We start from the raw sequence: 25608 nt of genomic DNA on the forward strand, positions 1-25608 counted from the left end.
GTTTGTGGAAAAAGACAAACCTAAAAATTATATGAGCTTATATTACTTATATGGTTTAATTTTAAAGTCTAAAAAAAATAATAAGGTGAATTTTATCCAGTTAAAAAATACAATCTCCCTTCAAAAAGATAAAATAGTTTTGTCTGGTTTGGCGATGCTTTTCAGTATAAACATCACAGCCCAAAACAATTTCCCAGATATCATCAAAACCAAAGAAGGAAAGCTTTCTTTCACAACAGATAATCAAGGAAATCAAATTCCTGATTTTTCTTTTGCAGGATATCGAAACTCTGAAGTTGCCATTCCAAATTTAGACAACAAAATTTTTGTTTCGAAACAAGAAGATGATGCAACACAGAAAATCCAAAATGCAATTGATTATGTAAGTGCATTAAAACCTGATAAATCAGGATTTCGTGGAGCGGTTTTGTTAGACAAAGGAACGTTCAAAATCAGCGGAACATTATACATTAGAAAATCAGGAGTTGTTTTAAGAGGAAGCGGTAATACAGAAAACGGAACCGTACTTTTAGGAACAGGTTTAGAAAGAGAAGCTTTAATTAGAGTTTTAGGCGAAAATGATAAAGCATATAAAGATTCATTTGAATTTATGAATGCTTACACACCACTTGGAACTCAGAAAATCCAATTAAAAAATACATCAAAATTAAAAGTTGGAGACGAAATAGAAATCAGCAAACCTTTAACGGATAATTTCATTAAAGAAGTAAACATGCAGGATTTCGGGGGAGAAACCTCTTGGATTGGATGGAAAAAAGGGGATTGGGAGACAACTTGGAATCGTGTCGTAACCAAAATAAACGGAAACGAAGTAATGGTAAACGCTCCAATCACAATGTCTTTAGATAATGTTTTCGGAACTTCTAAAGTAACTGTTTATTCTTGGCAAGGAAGAATTGAAAATAACGGAATTGAAAATATCTTAATAAAATCAACCTACAATTCTTCAAACTTAAAAGACGAAGAACACCGTTGGCAGGCAATCAGCATTGAAAGCGCTAGAAATGCTTGGGTAAAACAAGTAAATTTCAAACACTTTGCAGGTGGAGCCGTTACGGTTTTAAAGACAAGTCAGCAAATTACAGTTGAAGATTGTATTGCCACAGAACCAATTTCTGAAATCGCTTCATTTAGAAGACATACTTTTTATACAGAAGGTCAGCAGACTTTATTTCAACGCTGTTATTCAGAATTTGGATATCATGATTTCGCCGTAGGCGGATTTGGAACAACAGGTCCAAATGCGTTTGTTCAATGTGAATCACATTTACCATTCGAAAATAGCGGCGCAATAGGAAGCTGGGCAACCGGAGTTTTATTTGACATTACCAATATCGACGGAAAAGCATTAAGCTACAATAACAGAGAACAAGGAGGAAGAGGAGCAGGATGGACAGCTGCTAATTCTGTAATCTGGGAATCATCAGCCTCAAAAGTAGAATGTTATAGTCCGCAAACAGCACAAAACTGGGCTTTTGGAGTTTGGGGACAATTTGGTGGAAATGGACATTGGAAAAACGTAAACGAACATATCAGTCCAAGAAGTTTATTCTATATACAATTAGAAACAAGATTAGGAAAACTTCCGGTTCAGCCTTTTATTTATGATTTAGGTTCAGAAGCTTCTTCAAGTCCGAGTGTAGAAGTTGCTGCAGAATTGACTAAAAACTCTGCTACAACGGCAAAAAGTTTACAAGAATTGATTGCAGAAGCTTCAAAAGCAAATCCGATTAATACAGACAGTAAAGGTTTAAAAAATGCAAACGATTTAAAAGTTGCTTCAAATAAAACAGAAAAATCAACTTCTAAAGTAACTACAGAAAATGGCTGGTTAACTTTTGAAGGAAAAGTAATTGCAGGAAAACAAACCAATGTAGCTTGGTGGAGAGGAGATTTAACCGATGATTTCGTCAATAAATCAACACCGCATATCACTCGTTTCGTTCCAGGAAGAACAGGAAACGGATTGACAGACAAAGTGCAGGAAACAGTAGATTATTTGACTAAAAATAATATCGTTGCCTTAGAACACAATTATGGTTTATGGTACGACAGAAGAATGGACGATCACGAGCGTGTTCGCAGAGTTGATGATGATGTTTGGCCTCCATTTTACGAACAGCCTTTCGCCAGAAGCGGAAAAGATTTTGCTTGGGATCATTTGAGCAAATACGATTTGACTAAATTCAACGATTGGTACTGGAGCCGTTTAGCGCAGTTTGCAGCGCTGGCAGAACCAAACGGACAATTGTTAATCAATCAGCAATATTTTCAGCACAACATTTTAGAAGCCGGAGCGCATTGGGCAAGTTCACCTTGGCGTTCTGCTAACAATATCAACAGTACAGGATTTCCAGAGCCACCGCCTTATGCAGGAGACAAACGTATTTTTATGGCGGAGCAATTTTACGATATTACAAATGCTCAAAGAAGAAAATTACACGAAGGTTTCATTAGAAAATCATTTGAAAACTTTCAGGAAAACAGCAACGTAATTCAGTTAACAAGTGCCGAATATACTGGCCCGCTTCATTTTATGGAATTCTGGTTAGACCAAGCTCAAAAATGGAAAGACGAAACAGGAAAAAAAGGCTTAATTGGATTAAGTGCTACGAAAGACGTTCAAGATGCTATTTTAAATGATGCTAAAAGAAATAAAACTGTTGACGTAATCGACATTCGTTATTGGTATTACAAAGAAGACGGTTCGGCTTACGCTCCGCAAGGAGGTGTAAATTTAGCGCCAAGACAGCACGCCAGAAAACTGAAAACGGGAAAAGAAACCGATAATCAAGTGTATCGCGCTGTTCGTGAATACAGAGAAAAGTATCCAGAAAAAGTCATTTTGTATTCAACAGATGGTTCTTCAAGATTCGGATGGCCTGCTTTAATGGCTGGAGCTTCATTGCCAAACATTCCGAAAATTGAACTGCCTCACTTTTATGCCGCTTTAAGCGAAATGAAATTAGTTGAAGGAAATACGTTTTCAGACAATCTTTGGAAATTAGAAAACAAAGGAAAAAGCTATCTTTTCTATTTGAAAAACGACCAAGATATTACAATCGATTTATCAAACGAAAAAGGAACATTTGAAGTATTTGCAATTAATGCAACAACAGGAAATATAACGAAAAAAGCAAATATCAGCGGAGGAAAACAAATGGTAATCCCACAAGCTGAAATAAAAGAAAAAGTGCTTTTTGTAGTGAAAAAATAAAAGTTATTAGCCACGAATTCACGAATTAATCAGATTAATTAGAGAATAAAATCTGCTTAATTGCTCAAATCTGCGAGAGAAAAATTTCACGCAGATTTAGAAAATATTTAAGCAGATTTAGCAGATTTAGCAGATTTTTTAAATTTTAATCTGCCAAAATCAGCAGAATCTGCGTGAAATAAAACACAAAGATTATAAAAAAATAATTCGTGAATTCGTGGCTAAAAACCAAAAAACATAAATTCAAAAACAAACCAAAATGAATCTGAAAATTAAATCTTTATACGCTCTTTGTATAAGCTTTATGTTGACAGCACAAAACGGGTTTTCGCAATCTGCCAAAACAAAAGCAACTCTGCCTGAAATCAAAGTATCTAAAAATCAGCATTATTTTGTTACCGAAAACGAAAAACCATTTTTCTGGTTAGGCGACACAGGCTGGCTGGCATTCGGAAAACTAGACAGAGCAGGAATTGAGAAATATTTTAAAGACAGAAAAGACAAAGGATTCAACGTTGTTCAGGTAATGGTTTTGCATAATATCAATGCCGTTAACGTTTATGGCGATGCAGCTTTAATCAACGAAGACGTTTCAAAACCTTTGATTACGGCAGGAAATGATTTCAAAGATGCAAAACAATACGACTATTGGGATCACGTAGATTACACTTTAGATGTAGCTCAAAAAAACGGAATTTATGTAGCGATGGTTCCGGTTTGGGGAACCAACGTTTCAAAAGGAGATAAAGTTAGCAAAGAACAAGCAATAGTTTATGCTGATTTCTTGGCTAAAAGATATAAAAACAGAACCAACGTAATCTGGTTAAACGGTGGAGACACACACGGAAACGAATTTAAGGACATCTGGAATGCCATCGGAAATACTTTAAAAACAAACAATCCAAACCAGTTAGTGACTTTCCACCCGTTTGGAAGAACCGATTCTTCAGAGAATTTTCACAATGAAAAATGGCTGGATTTCAATATGTTCCAATCCGGACACAGAAGATACGATCAGGATTCTATAAAAACGAATTTCAAAGAAGACAATTACAAATTTGTGCTTAGAGATTTCGAATTAAAACCTACAAAACCTACACTTGATGGAGAACCATCTTATGAAGGAATTCCGCATGGTTTGCACGATACTCTACAGCCAAAATGGACAGCAAACGATGTTCGCCGTTACGGATATTGGTCAGTTTTATCGGGCGCAGCGGGTTACACATATGGGCACAATGCTGTAATGCAAATGTTCAGAAAAGGCGATAAACCAGCCTACGGAAACAAAGAATTATGGACATCGGCAATCAATGCGCCTGGAGCAAAACAAATGGTTTATATTAAGAAATTAATGGAAGAAGTGCCATTTTTAGAAGGAGTTCCAGATGTTTCTTTAGTAGTAAACCAAGGCGAGAAATACGATTATATTCCGGCAATAAAAGGAGAAAAATACGCTTTATTATACACTTACAATGGAAGAATAATAGAAGTAAAACTTGGAAAAATTGCTGGAGATAAATTCGAAGCGACTTGGTACAATCCGAGAAATGGGAAGAAAACTAAAATCGGAACTTTTGATAATAAAGGAACTCAAAATTTTCAGCCAGAAGGTAAAAAAGAAGATGGTAATGACTGGGTTTTGATTTTGAAGTCAAAGTAAAAAAAGTCTAGTATGTCCTCCTGAGCGAAGTCGAAGGACCGCAACGATTGGACATATTGTTTGATATAACATGCGCCCTTCGACTTCGCTCAGGGTGACAAAAATGAGAATAAAATATTTCACGCAGATTTAAAATGATTTAGCAAATTCTGCAGATTTTTTAAAATATAAATCTGCGTTGATCTGCCAAAATCTGCCAGATCTGCGTGAAACCAAAAACACAACTATGAAAAACATATTAATAATACTCTGCTTCATAACCGGATTGAACACCGCTTTCGCAAACGAAGGCTGGCTTAACATCCTAAACGAAGGCGGAAACAACAAAGGAATAAAATGCACCCAAGCCATTCAGAATGCGATTGAAAAAGCATCTAAAAACGGCGGAGGAACTATCTTTTTTCCTGCTGGAGAATACTTAACAGGAGCTTTAACACTAAGAAGCAACATTACGATTCACTTAGATTCTGGAGCACTTTTAAAGTTCTCAGAGAACTTTGATGATTTTCTGCCTTACGTAGAAATGCGTTATGAAGGAATTGTAATGAAAAGCTTCCAACCATTATTTTATGCAAAAGATGTAGAAAATATCACGATCACAGGAAGAGGAGTAATCGACGGACAAGGAAAAGTGTGGTGGAATGAGGTATACAGAATCGAAACAGCCAAAGAACCGCTTCCTCCAACAAAATACCAAACCATGTGGGAAGAGCAAAACAAAGGTCTTTACACAGAACCTTATTACAAAAGAACGGTTGATAAAAAATTCTTTAGACCATCGTTCTTTCAGGCTTACAACTGCAAAAACATTTTAATTGAAGGTGTTACGTTTCAAAATTCACCTTTTTGGACCATCAACCCGGAATTCTGTGATAATGTTACTGTAACCGGAATTTCAATTTTTAATCCGCATTCGCCAAATACTGACGGAATCAATCCTTCTTCTTGTACAAATGTTCACATTTCAAACTGTCATATCAGCGTTGGAGACGATTGTATTACAATCAAATCGGGAAGAGACGGAGATGGACGTAGATACGGAAAAGCAACAGAAAATGTTACGATTACCAATTGTACGATGTTAAGCGGTCACGGCGGTGTTGTAATCGGAAGCGAAATGTCGGGCGGAATCAAAAAAATTACCATCTCAAATTGTGTTTTTGACGGGACAGATCGTGGAATCCGCATAAAATCGGCTCGAGGAAGAGGCGGTGTTGTAGAAGATATTCGAGTAGATAATATCGTGATGAAAAACATCAAAGAAGAAGCTATCGTATTGAGTCTTTTCTACGATAAAGGAACACAGGTTGAACCAGTAACCGAAAAAACGCCGATCTTCAGAAATATTCACATGAGCAACATTACAGCTTCTAATGTAAACAAAGCTGGGCAAATTTTAGGAATTACAGAAATGCCAATTCAAAACATCACTTTTTCGAACATCAATATGGATGGAAAAGAAGGTTTTACCGTAAACACAGCAACAGATGTTGAATTTCACGATGTAAAAGTGAACGCAATTGTAGGTTCGTCTTTCAAAATATCAGATTCAAAAAACATCATTTTAGATAACGTTGGATCTTCAACAGCAATAAAAGGCGTTCCGGTTATCAAACTAGATAATGTTTCGAATGCGTTGATCAACAATAATTTTCCATTCAATCCAACTGATATTTTTATAGAGGCCGATGGAAAAGATACTAAAAATATTTTCTTGAAAAACAATGTTTTAAACAACGTAACAACGAAAATTAAAAAAGGAGCTTCTTTAGATAAAAAAGCAATTACAGAATAATCATTTAGTCGTATCCTAACAGGTTTTTAAAACCTGTTAGGTATTAATAATTAAAAGCAGAAAGATCAGGCATTTTTGGAAACATCGTCCCGCTCTTCGTTACAATCTTGTAAACTGAACCCCAGTTTACAAGGATTTCCACTTCGATCGGGGCTAGAGAGAAAGATTTGGCTTTTTTTGCAATCAGTAGGATTCTGGATTAAGCATAAAATATACCTACAAGGTTTTGAAAACCTGGTAGGAAAAGAAAACAAGACATGAAAAAAATATTCATCATAGTAACCCTTTCACTTTTTGCGATTAGTTATTCGCAGAAAAAGAAAGATTTGTATCTTTTTACGTCGTTTAGAGAACCCGCAACAGAAGGTTTATATTTGGCATACAGCGAAGACGGTTACAACTGGAAAGGATTAGAAGGATCGTTTTTAAAACCCGAAATCGGAGCGAGTAAAATCATGCGTGACCCGTCAATCACAAAAGGGGCAGACGGAACCTATCACATGGTTTGGACAACAGATTGGAAAGGTGGAAATGGTTTTGGTTACGCAAGTTCAAAAGACCTGATTCATTGGTCAGAACAGCAGTATATTCCCGTGATGAAAAACGAACCGGAAGTGGTAAATGTTTGGGCACCGGAAATTTTTTATGATGATGTAAAAAAAGAGTACATCATTATCTGGGCATCAACAATTCCATTCCGATTTGAAAAAGGAGTAGAAGACGAGAAAAACAACCACAGAATGTATTATGTAACGACTAAAGATTTTAAAACTTTTTCAGACACAAAATTATATTACGATCCAGGTTTTAGCGTAATCGATTGTGTGATTGTCAAAAAAGGAAAGAAAGATTATGTTTTGGTTTTGAAGGACAATACAAGACCGATGCGAAATATAAAAGTTGCTTTCGGAAAATCACCTTTAGGTCCGTTTCAGAAAAGTTCTGAACCTTTAACCGAGTATTTATCAGAAGGTCCAACAGTTGTGAAAGTCGGTAAAAACTGGTTATTGTATTATGATAATTATGGCTCAAAGAATTATAAAGTATTAAGTACAACAGATTTTGTTCATTTTGAAGATGTATCATCCAAAATAAGCCTTCCAGAAGGGCACAAACACGGAACGATTACAACAATCTCTGCGGACGTTTTAAAAGGACTAATTGAAAAGAAATAGATAGAAAAATTTCACGCAGATTTAAAATGATTAAAGCAGATGAGGCAGATTTTATTTTAATCAAAAGCAGATCAAAAAATCTGCTTATATCAGCTAAAATCTGCGAAATCTGCGTGAAACAAAAAATATAAACAATGATTACTTTCCAAAACATAAAAACCAACATTATTATAGCCACAATCCTTTTGGCTTGTACTGCTTTAAATGCGCAGAACGATACTGTGCGTTATGTTGGCAAAACACTTTCAAACATTGATTACCATCACGGAATGTTAAGTCCAGCGGTTGGAGTTCACGCTACACAAATCATGCGTGCAAGTCGTGAACATCCCGAAAAATCGGATGGTTTTGGATGGACATACAACCACCAGCCGATGATGGCGTATTGGAATAATACCTTTTATCTGCATTATTTAAGCGATCCTTCGGGCGAACATATTCCGCCAAGCCAGACTTTATTAATGACTTCTAAAGACGGCGTAGCGTGGACAAAACCAGAAGTGATTTTTCCAATTTATAGAATTCCAGACGGATGGAAGAAAGAAGGAGTTGAAGGCGTTGCCAAAAATCTGGATGCAATTATGCATCAAAGAATGGGCTTTTATACGTCAAAAGACAATAGACTTTTTGCTTTAGCATATTACGGAATCGCAATGGATGAAAAAGACGATCCAAACGATGGAAAAGGAATTGGTCGTGTGATTCGTGAAATTAAGAAAGACGGAAGTTTAGGCGAAATCTATTTCATCAGATATAATAAAACTTGGGATAAATCGAAATCTAAATTCCCATTTTATACTGCATCAAAAGACAAAGGTTTGAAAAAAGCTTGTGAAGAAATCTTATCAGAACCTTTGGTTTTACAGCAATGGGTTGAAGAAGCCGATCGTGACGATGAATTGATTCCGTTACAGAAACCGTACAAAGCTTTTAGTTATTACCATTTGCCAAACGGAAATGTAGTGGGATTATGGAAACACGCTTTAACTTCTATCAGTAGAGACGGAGGAAAATCTTGGGATTATATGCCATTACGTGCGCCAGGATTTGTAAATAGCAACGCTAAAATCTGGGGACAAAAAACGTCAGACAATCGTTATGCAACGCTTTATAATCCGTCGGAATATCGCTGGCCTTTGGCAATTTCAACAAGCGATGACGGATTAAATTATAAAGATTTATTGTTGGTTCACGGAGAAGTAGGTCCGATGCGTTACGGCGGAAACTACAAATCGGCAGGTCCTCAATACGTTCGCGGTATCACAGAAAAGAATGGAACTCCGCCAGACGGAAAAATCTGGGTAGGTTACAGCATGAACAAAGAGGATATTTGGGTAGCGTCGATTCCCGTTCCTGTAACTTCTGTAGTTACCGAAAATGTAAATGATGTTTTTAATAATCTTCCTGACGGAGACGAATTGAGATTGTGGAATACCTATGATCTTTCTTGGGCATCAACAAAAATCGAAAAGAAAGCCGATGGTAAAAAATGGCTGACTTTAAGAGATCAGGATTATTTTGATTATTCTCGTGCTGAAAGAGTAATTCCTTTTGCATCAAAAATGGAAGCCATTTTCACAGTTAAACCAGAGCAAAATAATCACGGTTTATTGCAGGTTGAATTTCAAAACAAACAAGGTCTGCCATCGGTAAGATTGATTTTTGATTCGGATGGAGAATTAAAGGTAAAAAATGGTGCGCGTTTGAGTTCGGTTACAAAATACGAAGCTAATAAAGCATATACAATCACAGTTAAATTAGATGCTAAAAACCGTCAGTACACTATAAAAGTAAATGAGGGAAAAGAATCAACAAAGATATTTTATGCGCCAACAGATGGTTTTGAGCGAATCATGTTCCGCACAGGAGAACAAAGACACACGCCAAATCCTGACACCGAGCCAGATACATACGATTACGACGATCTGCCTCAAACCGGAAAATTAATCCCAGAAGCAGTATTCAATATCGAATCGGTGATTACTAAAAAGTTGTAATTATTTTACCATTAAGATATTAAGTAAATTAAGCTGAATGTTTAGTTTGACTTATTTGAGGTCATAAAGTTTTCACATCGAAAGATTAAGTAACGGAAGACTTAATGAACTAAATTTAAGGCTTAGATTTTCGACATAGTGAGCTTAATTTACTTAATATCTTAATGGTTCAATTAAAAATTTATAAAGTGAATATTTCAAAATCCATATTAACCTTCATTTTTGTTTTTTTCTTTTTCATTTCGAATGGACAAATTCTGCCTATACGTTTAGCAACAGAAATGGCTGAAAACCCATTAGCAGTAATTCAGAATCAGCCGAGATTGAGCTGGCAATTGATTTCAAAAGAATCTGATGCATCACAAATCGCTTACATTATTTTGGTAGCCTCATCAGAAGAAAAATTAAATAATGACGAAGGAGATATTTGGAATTCTGGAAGAGTAAATACCGATAAAAATCTCCATATTGTTTACAACGGAAATCCATTAAAAAATGAAACTAAATATTTCTGGAAAGTAAAAGTTTGGAATCAGGAAGGAAAAATTTCTAAATGGAGTAAAGTCGCTTCTTTTAGAACTGCTTCGTTAGAATCAGATTTAAACGCAACTTGGATTGGTGCAATTACCAAAGCCGACAGTCATTTGCCGGAAGGTAGAAACTACCACACAGCCACTTTCAACAGAGAAAAAAAGATGTCCTTTATCAATGCTTCCGATTCTTTGGCACGTAGAAGTATTATGTTGCGCAAACCTTTCGAAATAGAGAAAGTAGTCAAAGAAGCTGTTGTTTATATTTCAGGTTTAGGACATTACGAATTAACTATCAATGGTAAAAAAGTGGGTAACAGCCAATTTGCACCTTTATGGACAGATTATGATAAAACGGTTAACTACAATGTTTACGAATTAAGTGCAAAAGAATTTCAAAAAGGCGATAACGTAATTGGCGTTTTGTTAGGAAACGGAATGTACAATACGCTTGCTGAAAGATATACCAAATTCTTCGTGAGTTTTGGACCGCCGACTTTATTCTTCAAAATGAAAATCAAATATAATGATGGTTCAGAAGAAATTATAAAGTCAGATAGATCTTGGAAATATAGCAAGAGTCCGATTACGTATAACAGTATTTTTGGAGGAGAAGATTACAATGCCAATTTAGAGCAAAAAGGTTGGGGTCGTAAAGGTTTCAAAGATAGAGATTGGAAAAAAGTAGTGATTCAGGAAGCGCCAAAAGGAGTTTTGAGACCGCAGACCGCATCGCCAGTTACCATTCAGAAACAATACGAAGTTAAAACCGTAAAAGAACTGAAACCCAATTTCTATGTTTTTGATATGGGGCAAAATCTCTCTGGATTTCCAACCATTAAAGTAAAAGGAAAAAGAGGACAGACGATTCGTGTTTGGGTGGCTGAAGGTTTAAATGAAGAAGGAACAATAGCGCAGGGAAGATCAGGAAAACCATACTATTACGATTATACTTTAAAAGGCGATGGAGTGGAAGAATGGACGCCAAAATTTAGTTTCTACGGTTATCAATATGTTCAAATTGAAAACATTAATTATAAAGAAGATAAAAATAAAGAGCTTCCAACTTTGGTTGATTTAAAATCGAATTTCATTTACAATTCGGCAGGAGAAGCAGGAAGTTTTTCATGTTCAAATGAGATTTTCAACAAAACACATGAACTAATCAATAACTCGATTAAAAGTAATTTCCAAAGTGTTTTTACCGATTGTCCGCAACGTGAAAAGTTAGGCTGGCTAGAAGAAATTCAGCTGAATGGCCCAGGTTTAATGTTCAATTATAACTTACAGACTTTCCTTCCAGCAACGATGCAGAATATTTCTGATTCGCAAAGAGACAATGGTTTAATTCCGACAATAGTTCCAGAATATGTAATTTTTGGAGGTGATTTTACCGATTCTCCAGAATGGGGTGTTACAGGCGTAATTCTGCCTTGGATGTATTATGAATATTACGGAGATGCTTCATTATTAGAGAAATATTTTCCTGTAATGAAAAACTATGTGGATTATTTGGGAACGAAAGCAACAAATCATATCGTTTCACACGGATTAGGCGATTGGTACGATTACGGAACGCATCCTGCAGGATATTCAAAGAATAGTCCGATTGCGCTTTCTGCGACTTCGCACTATTATTATGGAACTTATTTAGTAGCAAAAGCATCAAAATTACTAGGAAAAACCGAAGATTTTGAGAAATATAATGCTTTGGCTTCTGAGATTAAAACAGCTTTCAATGCGGCATTTTTCAACGAAGAAACCAAACAGTACGGTACCAATAGTCAGTTTAGCAACGCCGTTCCGATATTTATGGATATCGTAGAACCGCAATATAAAGAGGCAGTAATGCAGAATTTACTAGCAGATATCAAAGAAAAAGGAGATCGTCTGACAACGGGAGATGTTGGAAATCGTTATTTATTTCAGACTTTGGAAAGAAATGGCGAAAACGAAACCATGTACAGAATGCACAATCATTACGATGCGCCGGGTTATGGTTTTCAGATTAAATTTGGCTTGACCACTTTAACCGAGCAATGGGATCCGAGAAAAGGAAATTCTTGGAATCATTTTATGCTAGGTCAAATTGAAGAATGGTTTTATCAAAGTTTAGCCGGAATTATGTCTGATCCTGAAAAACCGGGTTTCAAACATTTCTTTATTCAGCCGGAAGTAGTCGGCGATATGACTTTCGCGAAAGCAGATTATCAATCGGTTTATGGAAAAATTGCTTCTTCTTGGGAAAAGAAAGATGGCAAATTTATTTTGACAGTTCAGATTCCTGTGAATACAACAGCGACAGTAAAATTACCAGTTGCTAAAAATTCAGAAATAAAAATTGATAATAAAAAGGTTAGAGCAGGTTTTGATGAAAAAGATAAGAAACCGATGCTAGAACTTGGTTCAGGAATTTATACAATAGAATGTCAATTGTAATTATGAATTATGAGTTATGAGTTATGAATTGTAAATAAACTCGAAAAAGTAGAAAAAATCAATTGCCTCCAGCTTTAGCTGGAGGTTTAAAATAAAGTAAGTCACAAGGCTTTAGCCAAATGAATAAGTTCGGCTAAAGCCAATTTAAAAAATCAATTTGTTTTCCTCCAGCTAAAGCAGGAGGCAATTCAAAAAATGTGTTGAATATCAAAATGAAAAAAATAAAATACATCTTCTTAGTTTCCATCTTAGCTTTGACATTTGCCAATGCACAAAGTACTTCTGATACGAATTTTAGAAAGCCAGTATCAGAAACCCTTAAAAAAATAGAAACTGTTTTTAATGTTACGATCAACGATGACAGAGGTTTATTAAAAGGAAAAGAACTAGATTATGCCGACTGGAGAATTGAACCTGGAAATTTAGCACTTTCGTTAACGAACATTTTAGCGCCGTTTGAATTGATGTATTTTAAACAACCCGATGGAACCTACATCATACGCAAGTATGAAAACCATAAAGTTTCGGTTGATAAAGGAAAAGAACGTTTGTTTTACTTAGAAAGTCTTTACTCGACCAAAGAAGAATGGGAAAAACGTAAAACGGAGTTAAAAGCTTGTATGATTGAATCATTTGGTTTGGATAAGGCGCCCCCTACACCGAAGTCTAAACCACTTTTAACTCCAAAAAGAATTTATAAAGATTACAGTGTCGAAAATATTGCATTGGAAATTTTGCCTGGTGTTTATGCGACAGGATCGATTTACAAACCATATCCGTTAAATAAAAAAGCAGCTGTTATTTTAACTCCTGACGGACATTTTGGCGACGGAAGATATAGAAAAGATGAGCAATATCGTTGTGCTATGATGGCAAAAATGGGAGCAATTGTGGTAGGTTACGATTTATTTGCTTGGGGAGAATCGTTACTACAATTTCCAGAAGAAACACATAGAAACAGCATTGCATCTACGGTTCAGGTTTTAACTGGAATTCGTTTATTGGATTATTTGGCAACGGTAAAAAATGCTGATATGTCAAGAGTTGGCGTTACAGGAGGTTCTGGTGGAGGATCGCACACGATGTTTTTAGCCGCAATTGATGACAGAGTTAAAGTTTCAGCTCCAGTTGTAATGGTTTCGTCTCACTTTTCAGGCGGTTGTCCATGCGAAAGCGGACGTGGAATTCACTTATGCGGAAACGGAACTAATAACGCCGAAATCTCAGCAATGATGGCACCAAAACCGCAATTGATTGTTTCTGACGGAAAAGACTGGACATTAGCAGTTCCAGAATTGGAATTTCCTTTTATCCAAAGAACCTATGAATTATACGGAAAGAAAGATTTAGTCGAAAATGCTCATTTTGCGAAAGAAGGACATGATTTCGGAATCTCGAAACGTATGGCTTTGTATCCGTTTATGGCGAAATATTTAAATTTAGATTTGAATAAAGTGAAGAACGATAAAGGTGAAATCGACGAATCGAGTTGTGTGATTGAGCCAAAGGAAAAGTTGCTTGTCTTTGGAGATAAAGGCGAAAAACTGCCAGCGAATGCTTTAAAAGACATCAATAAATTATATGAAATGTTTGGAGAAAAAAATCTGAAAGTTTACGAGGTTAAGAAGTAATAGAGTTTGCCACTAATTTCACGAATTGGCACGAATTATTTTTTTGCCACAGATTACACAGATTAAAAGGATTTTTTTATCTCCTTAATCTGCAAAATCTTCGGGAGTAAAATTTTCACGCAGATTTAGCAGATCTAGCAGATTTTTAATTAGTGGAAATCCTTTTAATCTGTGGCAAAATAAATTAGAGAAATTGAATTAAAAATTTAAAAAAGAAATTAGTGTTAATTCGTGTAATTCGTGGCAAGAAAAAAAATATTTATGAAGTTAAAAATTAAAGTAACGGTAATCTGTATAGGAATTTTTTCCTTGACTGCAACAGCTCAAAGTAACCTAAAATTATGGTATGATAAACCAGCTGCAATCTGGAACGAAGCTTTGCCTTTAGGCAACGGACGTTTGGGCGCAATGGTTTTTGGTGATCCGGCAGTAGAACGTTTACAATTGAATGAAGAAACCATTTGGGCGGGTTCTCCAAACAGTAATGCACATTCAAAATCTTTGAAAGCACTTCCAATTGTTCGTCAGTTGATTTTTGACGGGAAGTTTGATGAAGCACAAGATTTGGCAACACAAGATATTATGTCGCAGACGAATGATGGAATGCCGTATCAGACTTTTGGAAGCGTTTATATTTCATTCAATGGACATCAAAAATATACCGATTATTACCGTGATTTAGACATCAGCAACGCTACTACAAAAGTAAAATACAAAGTAAATGGAGTTGAATTTACACGAGAAATTCTAACCGCATTTTTAGATCAGGTTATTGTAGTAAAGCTTTCTGCAAGTCAGCCGGGACAGATTACTTGTAATGTTTTTATGAACAGTCCGATTGATAAAACGGTTGCTTCGACAGAAGGAAACCAGATTATACTTTCAGGAGTTGGGACTAACTTTGAAGGCGTAAAAGGAAAAGTAAAATTTCAGGGAAGATTAAGTGCTAAAAATAAAGGTGGCCAAATCGATGTCAGCAATGGCGTTTTAAGCATTAACAAGGCTGATGAAGTGACTTTGTACATTTCGATTGCAACTAATTTCAAAAACTATCAGGACATTTCAGGAGATGAAATTGCAAAAAGCAAAGATTATTTGGCTAAGGCCGAAGTAAAAGATTTTGAAACAATAAAGAAAGCCCATGTTGATTATTACCAAAAATTCTTCAACAGAGTATCTTTAGATTTAGGTTCGAATGAATTACTAAAGAAACCTACAAACGAAAGAATCAGAGATTTTTCGAAACAATTTGATCCTCAATTAGCGTCGTTATATTTCCAATTCGGACGTTATCTTTTAATTTCGAGTTCACAGCCGGGCGGACAGCCAGCGAATTTACAAGGAATTTGGAACGATATGGTGACTCCGCCTTGGGACAGTAAGTACACCACAAACATTAATGCCGAAATGAATTATTGGCCTGCACAGGTAACCAACCTGCAGGAAATGCACGAACCTTTTGTACAAATGGCAAAAGAATTAAGTCTAACTGGTGGAGAAACGGCTAGAACAATGTACAATGCCAACGGATGGGTTTTACATCACAACACTGATATTTGGCGCGTTACAGCTCCAGTAGATTCAGCTGCTTCGGGAATGTGGCCGACTGGTGGTGCTTGGGTTTGTCAGGATTTATGGGAAAGATATTTGTATACAGGAGATAAAAAGTATTTAGCAGAGATTTATCCGATCATGAAAGGCGCTGCCGATTTCTTTTTAGACTTCATGATTGTAGATCCAAACACAGGATATTTGGTTGTAGTTCCTTCAAGTTCTCCAGAAAACACACACGCTGGAGGAACTGGAAAATCGACAATTGCATCAGGAACGACAATGGATAATCAGTTGGTTTTTGATTTGTTTACACATGTTATGGAAGCTTCGGCTTTGGTTGCTCCAGATGCTGCTTTTGTGAAAAAAATAAGTGATGCTTTGGCAAAAATGGCTCCAATGAAAATTGGAAAACACAATCAGTTGCAGGAATGGCAGGATGATTGGGACAATCCGAAAGACAATCACAGACATGTTTCGCATTTGTACGGATTGTATCCGAGTAATCAGATTTCACCAACTAAAACACCTGAATTATTTGAAGCCGCTAAACAATCTTTAATTTACAGAACAGACGAATCTACTGGGTGGTCAATGGGATGGAAAGTGAACTTGTGGGCGAGATTATTAGACGGAAATCACGCTTATAAATTAATTCAGGATCAATTGCATTTGGTAACGGCAGATCAAAGAAAAGGTGGTGGAACGTATCCGAATATGTTAGACGCGCATCAGCCTTTTCAAATTGATGGAAACTTTGGATGTACTGCCGGTTTTGCTGAAATGCTGATGCAGAGTCAGGAAGATGCGATTCATTTATTGCCGGCACTACCAAGTGTTTGGAAAGATGGAAGCATAAAAGGATTGGTTGCTAGAGGCGGTTTTGTAATTGATATGACTTGGAAAAACAATAAAGTTTCTGAATTAAAAATCTATTCGAAAATTGGAGGGAATTGTAGGTTAAAAGTAGAAAACACGCTGAAAGGATCTTCAATCAAAAAAGCAAAAGGAAAAAATCCAAATATGTTGTTTTACGATGTGGAAGTGAAGAAACCGATAATTTCTAAAGAAGCAAAATTGCCTAAAGTACAGTTGCCAACGTACAATATTTATGATGTAAATATGAAAGCTGGGCAGACTTATATTTTTACTGGGAATTAAAATAACAAATTAAACCCGACAGGTTTTGAAAACCTGTCGGGTTTACGTACAGTTTGTCATTCCGAGGAACGAGGAATCTCCGTTAGAAGCTCGACAAAGATTGGACTTTCGGCGCGGAGCTACTTACAAAGATTTCTCCTTCGTCGAAATGACAAGATTGTATTAAAAAAAATAACATACCTACAAGGTTTTTAAAACCTTGCAGGATTAGTAAACCTTGAAAGAGTAGGAAAACGTAAAGGTCTCTTGCGTGAGTGATGGAAGTGGAGCTCTCCCGATTTTTCATCGGGAAGCGGGAACGGACAGCACGACCCAGAGGGACAGGCCCAAAGAATTAGTTTAAAAAAAATAATTAGAATATGTTACAACATTTCAAACATAAAATAATAACGCTTTTAATAGTAATCGCTTGTATAAACAGCGGTTGCAAATCGACTGCAGAACATTCTCAAAAAGGAAAATCGGTTATTTTAAAAGAAAAAAACTTCAAACATTATGTTGATTATTTCAACACGATGGAAGACGAGAATTTAAAATTTGCGATTCCGAATGACAGTGCTTGGGCTTGGATGGAAAAGAATATTCCGTTGTTTGAATGTCCACAGCAGAATTTTGAGGAAATCTATTATTTCCGTTGGTGGAGTGTTCGAAAACATATTAAAAATACACCACAAGGGTTTGCAATTACAGAGTTTTTGGTAGATCGTTCGTATGCCGACAAATACAATATGATCAGTTGTGCTTTGGGACATCATATCAATGAATTCAGATGGGTTCACGATCCGAAATATATCGAGCAGGATGTCAAACTTTGGTATAGAGGAAATGATGGAAAACCAATGAACAAATTGTATAAATTCAGCAGTTGGACAGCCGATGCTTTGTACAATCGTTATTTAGTGAATAAGGATGAAAAATTTTTATTGGATTTGTATCCAGATATGATCACTGATTATGCGGTTTGGGAAAAAGATCGTCAGCGTAAAGATGGTTTGTTCTGGCAACATGATGTGAAAGATGGAATGGAAGAATCTTTAAGCGGAGGAAGAAAAGTACAAAATGCTAGACCAACAATTAACAGTTATATGTACGGGAATGCTGTAGCGGTTTCTAAAATGGCTGAGCTGAAAGGTGATAAGGAAACAGAAACCAAATTCAAAGCAAAAGCTGACGTTTTACAACAATTAGTTGAAACCAAATTATGGAATTCAAAAAGTGAGTTTTTTGAAACTTTAACAGAAAAAGATACTTTAGCACAAGTTAGGGAAGCGATTGGGTTTATTCCTTGGTATTTTGATCTTCCTGAAAATGGGAAAGGATTTGAAAAAGCCTGGGAACAGATTAAAGATGAAAAAGGATTTTCGGCACCATTTGGTTTGACAACGGCTGAAAGAAGAAGTCCGAGATTTAGAACTCATGGAACAGGAACCTGTGAATGGGATGGTGCGATTTGGCCATTTGCAAGTTCGCAGACCTTAACGGCTTTAGCTAATGTTTTAAATAATTACAATCAGAATTATGTTGCGAAAACAGATTATTTCAAACAAATGGATTTATATGTGCAATCTCAATATTACAGAGGAAAACCATATCTTGGCGAATATTTGGACGAAACAACGGGTTATTGGTTAATGGGCGACAGAGAAAGAAGCCGTTACTACAATCATTCGACATTTAATGATTTAGTTATTACAGGATTGGTTGGTTTACGTCCGAGAGCTGATGAAAAAATTGAAGTAAATCCGTTGATTCCGCAAGAAAAATGGGATTGGTTTTGTTTGGATAATGTTTTGTATCACGGGAATATTATTACGATTCTTTGGGATAAAACTGGAGAAAAATATAAAAAAGGAAAAGGTTTTAGAATCTTTAAAAATGGAAAAGAAATTGCGGTTTCTGAGAAATTGGAAAAGTTAGTTTCTGAATAATTTTAAAACCAACAGTTTTTTAAAACTTGTCAGGTTTAGTAGTTAAAATTGATTTAGTTAAGAATAAAATTTGGAGAAAACATTATTAAATTATTCAATCAAAGGAGGTGTATTTCATATTGCATGGAATATGGTATTTGTGGTTTTAGGCATTTACTTTTTATCACTCATAAATATTGAAAAAATTACATTTAAATTTAGCAATTTAGTATTACCAATTGTCGCTGTTTTGTTTATCATCGTTTATGGAAAAAAGGCGGTAATGACTCTTTTTAATTTTCATAAAAAAATAGTATTCTCGCAAGAAGGATTAGAACTTAATGAGATTTTTTATGAATGGAAAGATATTGTATTTCCAAGAGTTATCGCCAAAACAGAACACACGGCAAAGTACAATTTGTCATACAAGGAGTTTTACCTCACTTTTGTTTATAAGCAGAAAACGATCGAAATAAAAATAGATGATTACGATGTATCTGAAAATGAAATTAAGGAACTTCTAAAAAAGTATACTCCAAAGTTTACACCAAGCACTATGAGCGAAAATAAAATTGTTTACCAACCTATTCATGATTTTGACCAGATCATCACGCTAGATGAATATTACGATCTTGAATATGAGGAATCTGAAGAAGCGATTAAAGACATTCAGAAATTGGCAGTAAAAGATCTAGAGTCAGTAAAGCGTTTTTGTGAAAACAATCTTTATACACAGCCTGATAAAGTTAGGTTTGTCTACTATGCATTGAGTGAGGATGAAGATCTTGATAAATGGGCAGATTTTCTTTCGGATGAATTCAGAAGGGTTTACCAAATAGGATTAGAGCAAAATAAAGTTAATGAACTTTCTTCTGTTATTAATGAGATTATAGTCGAGACAATAGATTCTTATGGTGCGGAAAGGGTTAGAGAAACATTGCTAAAAGGTTTGGATCATAAAGAATTTGAAACTCGTTTGAATGCCTTGGAATTTCTTTCTGATTGGATTGATGAACAAGTTTTAAAGAGTAATCCATCTATAGTATCGAAGCTGAGACAAAAGCTGAAAGACCCAGAGTGGAAAATACGCTGGGAAACAAGTAAGTTATTAGAACGGAATAAAATAGCTTTTGAGAGTTTAGGCACATTGGATAAATTAAGACGATTTGTAAATCCTTAACAATCTAATTTTGAGCTTCGGAGAAGCTTAATATTTATAGCAAAATAAAGATCCAAATGATAAAAGCTCCAACGGAGCGATACCTATAGAAAATTATGTCACTCCGCTGGAGCTTATTGAACTTGTTATTATAAAATCTATAAATATATCGTCCCTCTGGGACTGAAAATAAAATCATGAAAAAGTTTTTTTTACATCTTACCTTAATCATTTCACTATTCACAATTTCGGCGAAAGCCCAAAACAAAATTATTGTAAGTGATTTAAAATGCGAAATGCTGACCAATCCGGAAGGAATTGATATTTTGCAGCCAAGACTGAGCTGGAAAATAAAAGCAGATATTAATGATGTAAAACAAACAGCTTATCAAATCACAGCTTCTTCATCTTTAGAAAAACTAAATGCAGGAAACGGAGATTTATGGGACAGCGGAAAAGTACAAAGCGACGAATCTGTAAATGTAATTTATAACGGAAAAAAGCTAAAAGACAGACAAGACGTTTATTGGAAAGTAAATGTTTTTACGAATAAAGGCGAGGTTCAATCAAAAGAAATGGCACATTTCAGTATTGGAATTTTAACTTATGCCGACTGGAAATCGACTCGTTGGATTGGTTATGAGAAAACTTCTCCAGGAGATAGTATTTCGCAATATTCCAGATTATCAGCAAGATATTTAAGAAAAGAAATTGACTTTAAAAAGAAAGTCAAAAGTGCCAAGGTTTATATCATGGGAATGGGCTTGTACGAGTTATACATTAACGGAAATAAAATTGGTGATCAGGTTTTAGCTCCCGTTCCTACGGATTATACAAAGAATGTAAAATACAATGTTTTTGATGTGACTTCGCAATTTCAGGAAGGAAAAAACGCGTTGGGAACGATTTTAGGAAACGGACGTTTTTTTACGATGCGTCAAGATTATAAACCTTATAAAATCAAAACTTTTGGTTACCCTAAAATGGCTTTGCAGTTGTTTGTAGAATATACGGATGGAAGCAAAGATGTTATTCGCACAGATGACACTTGGAAGATAACGACTGATGGACCAATCTTATCCAACAACGAATACGACGGCGAGGAATACGATGCCCGTAAAGAAATGAAAGGCTGGAATACCATTAATTTTAATGATAAGAAATGGCTTTCGGCAGAATATGTTCAGGAACCAGGTGGATTCTACGAAGGACAGATGTCGGCGAATATGAAAATTAAACGCGAAGTAAAACCGATTTCAATCAAACAAACACAAAAAGGAACTTATATCTTGGATATGGGGCAAAATATGGTGGGTTGGTTGCAGTTGAAAGTGAAAGGAAATGCAGGAGATAAAATCACGATGAAATTTGCTGAATCTTTACAGCCTGACGGTTCGTTATATATTGCCAATTTACGTGATGCCAAAACAACGGATATTTATACGTTAAAAGGAGAAGGCGAAGAAGTTTGGGAACCTCGTTTTATTTTTCACGGATTTAGATTTGTTGAAATTTCAGGTTTCAAAACTAAGCCTACTTTAGAAAATTTCGTTGGAAAAGTCGTTTATGATGACATTGCTACAACAGGAACTTTTGATTCTTCAAACCCAATTATGAATCAGATTTTTAAAAATGCTTGGTGGGGAATCAGCGGAAATTATAAAGGAATGCCAATTGATTGTCCGCAGAGGAATGAGCGTCAGCCTTGGTTGGGAGATAGAACGACTGGAGCTTACGGCGAAAGTTTCTTATTTGATAATCAGACTTTGTACGCAAAATGGTTAGATGATATTAAAAATGCCCAAACTATCGATGGCGGAATTCCAGATGTTGCACCAGCTTTTTGGCGTTATTACGGCGATAATGTGACTTGGCCGGGAACTTATATTACCGTTGCTGATATGCTGTATCAGCAGTTTGGAGATAAAAAAGTTGTGGAGAAACAATATCCGTCGATGAAAAAATGGATGGATTATATGGAAGAAAACTATTTGGTTGATGATATTATGACCAAAGATAAATACGGCGATTGGTGTGTTCCGCCAGAATCGTTGGAATTAATTCGTTCGAAAGATCCTTCTCGTTTAACAGATGGCGAATTGATTTCGAGTGCATTTTTCTATCAGCTTTTAAATACCATGAAAAAGTTTGCTGTAATCGCAAATGCCGAAAATGATATTAAACATTATGATGAATTAGCTTCAAGAATTAAAAAAGCATTTAACGTTAAATATTTTAATGCATCCAAAAACAATTACGCTAATAATACCGTAACAGCCAATTTACTTCCTTTAACTTTTGGAATGGCTCCGGAAAATTTACAGCAAAAAGTTTTCGAAAATCTGGTACACGAAGTGGAAGTGACTAAAAACGGTCATGTAAGCACTGGGGTTATTGGAACCCAGTTTTTAATGCGAACATTAACCAATTTCGGTCGTGGCGATTTGGCTTTCAAATTAGCTTCAAATAAAACTTATCCAAGCTGGGGTTATATGGTCGAAAACGGCGCCACTACGATTTGGGAATTATGGAACGGAAACACTGCCGATCCTGCAATGAATTCGCAAAATCACGTTATGCTTTTAGGCGATTTACTGATTTGGTATTATGAAAATATGGCAGGAATCAAAAGCAATCCTGAAACTCCTGGTTTCAAGCAAATTATTATGAAACCCGATTTTAATGCCGGATTGACTTATGTAAGTGCTTCATACGAATCAATTTATGGAACAATTAAAAGTGACTGGAAAAAAGATAAAAAGGCCTTGGTTTGGAATATTACGATTCCTGCAAATACTTCTGCAATTGTATATCTTCCAACAACTGATATTTCGAATATTTCCATTAATAAACAGAAACTGGATAAGACTTCTTATGTTTATTCAACGGAAAAAAATCAAACAGTTATCACACTTTCGTCAGGAAATTTTGCAATTAGCGTTAAATAATTTGCATTTTTAATAATTCGGGACAGTACAGGATACATTGTTAATTTTTTAGTGTTATTTTTACACTTAATAAATATTTTTACCTAAAAAAATGTTAGGTGTGTATTTATAGTCAGAAAAAATAATTCATAATTTAATTAAGAATGAAGATAACAAAATTAGCATTTGTCTTGTTTGGACTTTTCCTTTTAGGAAGTTGTAAATCGGCTTTAGAGAAAAAGACTTGGAAAGAAGGAATTTTAGTAGATGAGTTTATTTATGATAAAGCGCCTTATCCGTCTTGCCACGCCGTTACAATTGTCGAAGCATCAAATGGTGATTTAGTTTCATCTTGGTTTGGAGGAACTCACGAAAGGCATCCTGATGTTTGTATTTACGTTTCCATCAAACCTAAAGGAAGCGATAAATGGGGTGAAGGTGTGAAAGTTGCTGATGGTGTGATGAAAGAAGGCCCAAGATTACCAACGTGGAATCCGGTTTTATATCAAATTCCGGGTGGCGATTTAATGTTATTCTACAAAATCGGGCCAAAACCATCGGAATGGTGGGGCGTAATCAGAACTTCATCTGATGGCGGAAAAACATGGTCTGAAGCTCAAAAAATGCCAGATGGTTTCTTAGGGCCAATCAAAAACAAACCTGTTTTATTAAGCAACGGCACTTTATTATGTCCGTCAAGTATTGAAGGTGACGGTTGGAGACTTCGTATGGAATCTACTCCAGATTTCGGGAAAACTTGGGTAATGGGCGATACGCTTCCAAGAGGAAAACAAAAAATAAATGCGATTCAGCCAAGTATTTTATTTCACAAAGATGGAAGTATTCAAGCTATCGGAAGAACTAGAAATAGAGCCATTTTCAGTACATTCTCAAAAGACAACGGAAAAACCTGGTCTGATGTAGAGTTAATCGGACTTCCAAATAACAACTCAGGAACTGATGCTGTAACACTTAAAGACGGCAGGCATTTACTAGTTTACAATCATGTTCTTCCTCCGGGAAAAGAAGCAAAAGGGCCAAGAACGCCTTTGAATGTTTCGGTTTCTAAAGACGGAATCAATTGGAATGCGGCTTTAGTTTTAGAAGATTCAAAAATCAGCCAATATTCTTATCCTTCAATGATTCAAAGTTCTGACGGAATGGTTCATATCGTCTATACTTGGAGAAGAGAAAAACTGAAATACGTAAAAGTGGATCCAAGTAAATTGGTTGCACTTCCAATCAAAAACGGTGTTTGGCCGGGTGACGAAGGAAAAGTGGTAACAGCAGTAAAAGCGGAAGAAGAGTAAAATAAAGTTCGCCACGAATTTCACTAATTTCCACAAATTTTTTTAAATACTAATTCGTGAAAATTCGTGGAATTAGTGGCAAAGAATCTAAAGCCACAGATTAAAAGGATTAAAATGATTTTTTCTAATTAATCTCCAAAATCTGCGAGAGTAATTTTTTTTCACGCAGATTTAGCAGATTTTTTTTAATCCATTTAATCTTTATAATCTGTGGCAAAAAAATATAAAGCATGAAATCTAAAAAACATTTATTTATTGCAATGCTTGTTGTTCTATCAGCAACATTCAATAGCTGTGCAACGGCTCAATCTTCCAAAAAACAAAAATATAAAGTGGCGGTTTGTGACTGGATGATTTTAAAAAGACAAAAATTAGGTTCTTTTGCTTTAGCAGCTGAAATAAAAGCGGACGGAATCGAACTAGATATGGGAGGTTTAGGAAATAGACCAACTTTTGACAGCAAACTGGGTGATCCAGTTGAAAGGCAAAAATTTTTAGATAAATCAAAAGAAACTGGCGTTGGAATCAGTTCAATTGCCATGTCTGGATTTTATGCACAGTCTTTTGCCACAAGAGAAATCACACCAATGATTGTGGATTGTATCAAAGCTATGAAAGACATGAAAGTAAAAGTGGCTTATCTTCCATTAGGAACACAAACGGATTTAGTTAAAAATCCGGAGTTACGTCCAGAAGTGATTAAAAGACTGCAATGGGCAGGAAAAGAAGTGGGGAAAATTGGTGGAGTAATTGCAATGGAAACTTCTTTGAGCGCTACAGAAGAGAAAAAACTTTTAGACGAAGTCGGTTCAAAATACATTAAAAGTTCTTTCAATTTTGCGAATGCTTTAGATAATAAAAGAGATATTTCTTCGGAATTGAAAATCTTAGGGAAGAAATATTTAGCTCAGATTCACGCTTCGAATACCGATCAATTTTGGTTAGAAAATGACAAAGCGATTGATATGCCAAAAATCAAACAAACTTTGGACGAAATGAAATGGAGCGGATGGTTGATTGTAGAACGTTCTCGCGATGTAACGCAAGTGCATAATGTAAAAGCCAATTACGGAGCTAATGTGGCTTATTTAAAACGCATTTTCCAGAATTAATTTTACGTCTGAA

Annotated in this window: 13 protein-coding genes; all 13 read left to right on the forward strand. The window is 35.6% G+C overall.

Annotated elements, in window-relative coordinates:
• Window positions 1-31 precede the first annotated feature (31 nt).
• The 13 genes from A4F88_RS10790 to A4F88_RS10850 all read left to right on the forward strand — a co-directional run bounded on the left by A4F88_RS10790 (window position 32) and on the right by A4F88_RS10850 (window position 25595).
• On the forward strand, window positions 32-3238 hold the full coding sequence (locus A4F88_RS10790; protein WP_143155030.1) for a DUF6298 domain-containing protein: 3207 nt from the start codon (window positions 32-34) through the stop codon (window positions 3236-3238).
• 259 nt (window positions 3239-3497) lie between these two features.
• Window positions 3498-4901 (forward strand): glycoside hydrolase family 140 protein, encoded by a 1404-nt coding sequence (locus A4F88_RS10795; RefSeq protein WP_068842614.1) that lies wholly within the window; start codon window positions 3498-3500, stop codon window positions 4899-4901.
• Window positions 4902-5127: 226 nt separating this feature from the next.
• Entirely contained in the window at window positions 5128-6696 is a 1569-nt protein-coding gene (locus A4F88_RS10800) for a glycoside hydrolase family 28 protein (RefSeq protein ID WP_068842670.1), read from the forward strand.
• Window positions 6697-6953: 257 nt separating this feature from the next.
• On the forward strand, window positions 6954-7871 hold the full coding sequence (locus tag A4F88_RS10805; RefSeq protein WP_068842615.1) for a glycoside hydrolase family 43 protein: 918 nt from the start codon (window positions 6954-6956) through the stop codon (window positions 7869-7871).
• Between the two features lie 134 nt (window positions 7872-8005).
• Complete coding sequence (locus A4F88_RS10810; RefSeq protein WP_068842616.1) at window positions 8006-9868, forward strand: sialidase/neuraminidase family protein; 1863 nt, start codon at window positions 8006-8008, stop codon at window positions 9866-9868.
• A gap of 188 nt (window positions 9869-10056) precedes the next feature.
• Window positions 10057-12837, forward strand: coding sequence for a glycoside hydrolase family 78 protein (locus tag A4F88_RS10815; protein ID WP_143155029.1), 2781 nt, complete (start codon window positions 10057-10059; stop codon window positions 12835-12837).
• Window positions 12838-13049: 212 nt separating this feature from the next.
• Window positions 13050-14468 (forward strand): acetylxylan esterase, encoded by a 1419-nt coding sequence (locus tag A4F88_RS10820; protein ID WP_068842618.1) that lies wholly within the window; start codon window positions 13050-13052, stop codon window positions 14466-14468.
• Window positions 14469-14729: 261 nt separating this feature from the next.
• Entirely contained in the window at window positions 14730-17180 is a 2451-nt protein-coding gene (locus tag A4F88_RS10825) for a glycoside hydrolase family 95 protein (RefSeq protein ID WP_068842619.1), read from the forward strand.
• 359 nt (window positions 17181-17539) lie between these two features.
• On the forward strand, window positions 17540-19108 hold the full coding sequence (locus tag A4F88_RS10830) for an MGH1-like glycoside hydrolase domain-containing protein (RefSeq protein WP_068842620.1): 1569 nt from the start codon (window positions 17540-17542) through the stop codon (window positions 19106-19108).
• 70 nt (window positions 19109-19178) lie between these two features.
• Window positions 19179-20267 (forward strand): HEAT repeat domain-containing protein, encoded by a 1089-nt coding sequence (locus A4F88_RS10835; RefSeq protein WP_068842621.1) that lies wholly within the window; start codon window positions 19179-19181, stop codon window positions 20265-20267.
• 176 nt (window positions 20268-20443) lie between these two features.
• Complete coding sequence (locus tag A4F88_RS10840) at window positions 20444-23194, forward strand: glycoside hydrolase family 78 protein (protein ID WP_068842622.1); 2751 nt, start codon at window positions 20444-20446, stop codon at window positions 23192-23194.
• Between the two features lie 143 nt (window positions 23195-23337).
• A complete protein-coding gene (locus A4F88_RS10845) occupies window positions 23338-24483 on the forward strand; it encodes a sialidase family protein (RefSeq protein WP_068842623.1) in 1146 nt (381 codons plus the stop codon).
• A gap of 230 nt (window positions 24484-24713) precedes the next feature.
• A complete protein-coding gene (locus A4F88_RS10850; protein WP_068842624.1) occupies window positions 24714-25595 on the forward strand; it encodes a sugar phosphate isomerase/epimerase family protein in 882 nt (293 codons plus the stop codon).
• Window positions 25596-25608: the final 13 nt, after the last annotated feature.

This window comes from Flavobacterium chilense (assembly GCF_001602525.1).
In the GTDB taxonomy this organism is placed as follows: Bacteria; Bacteroidota; Bacteroidia; order Flavobacteriales; family Flavobacteriaceae; genus Flavobacterium; species Flavobacterium chilense.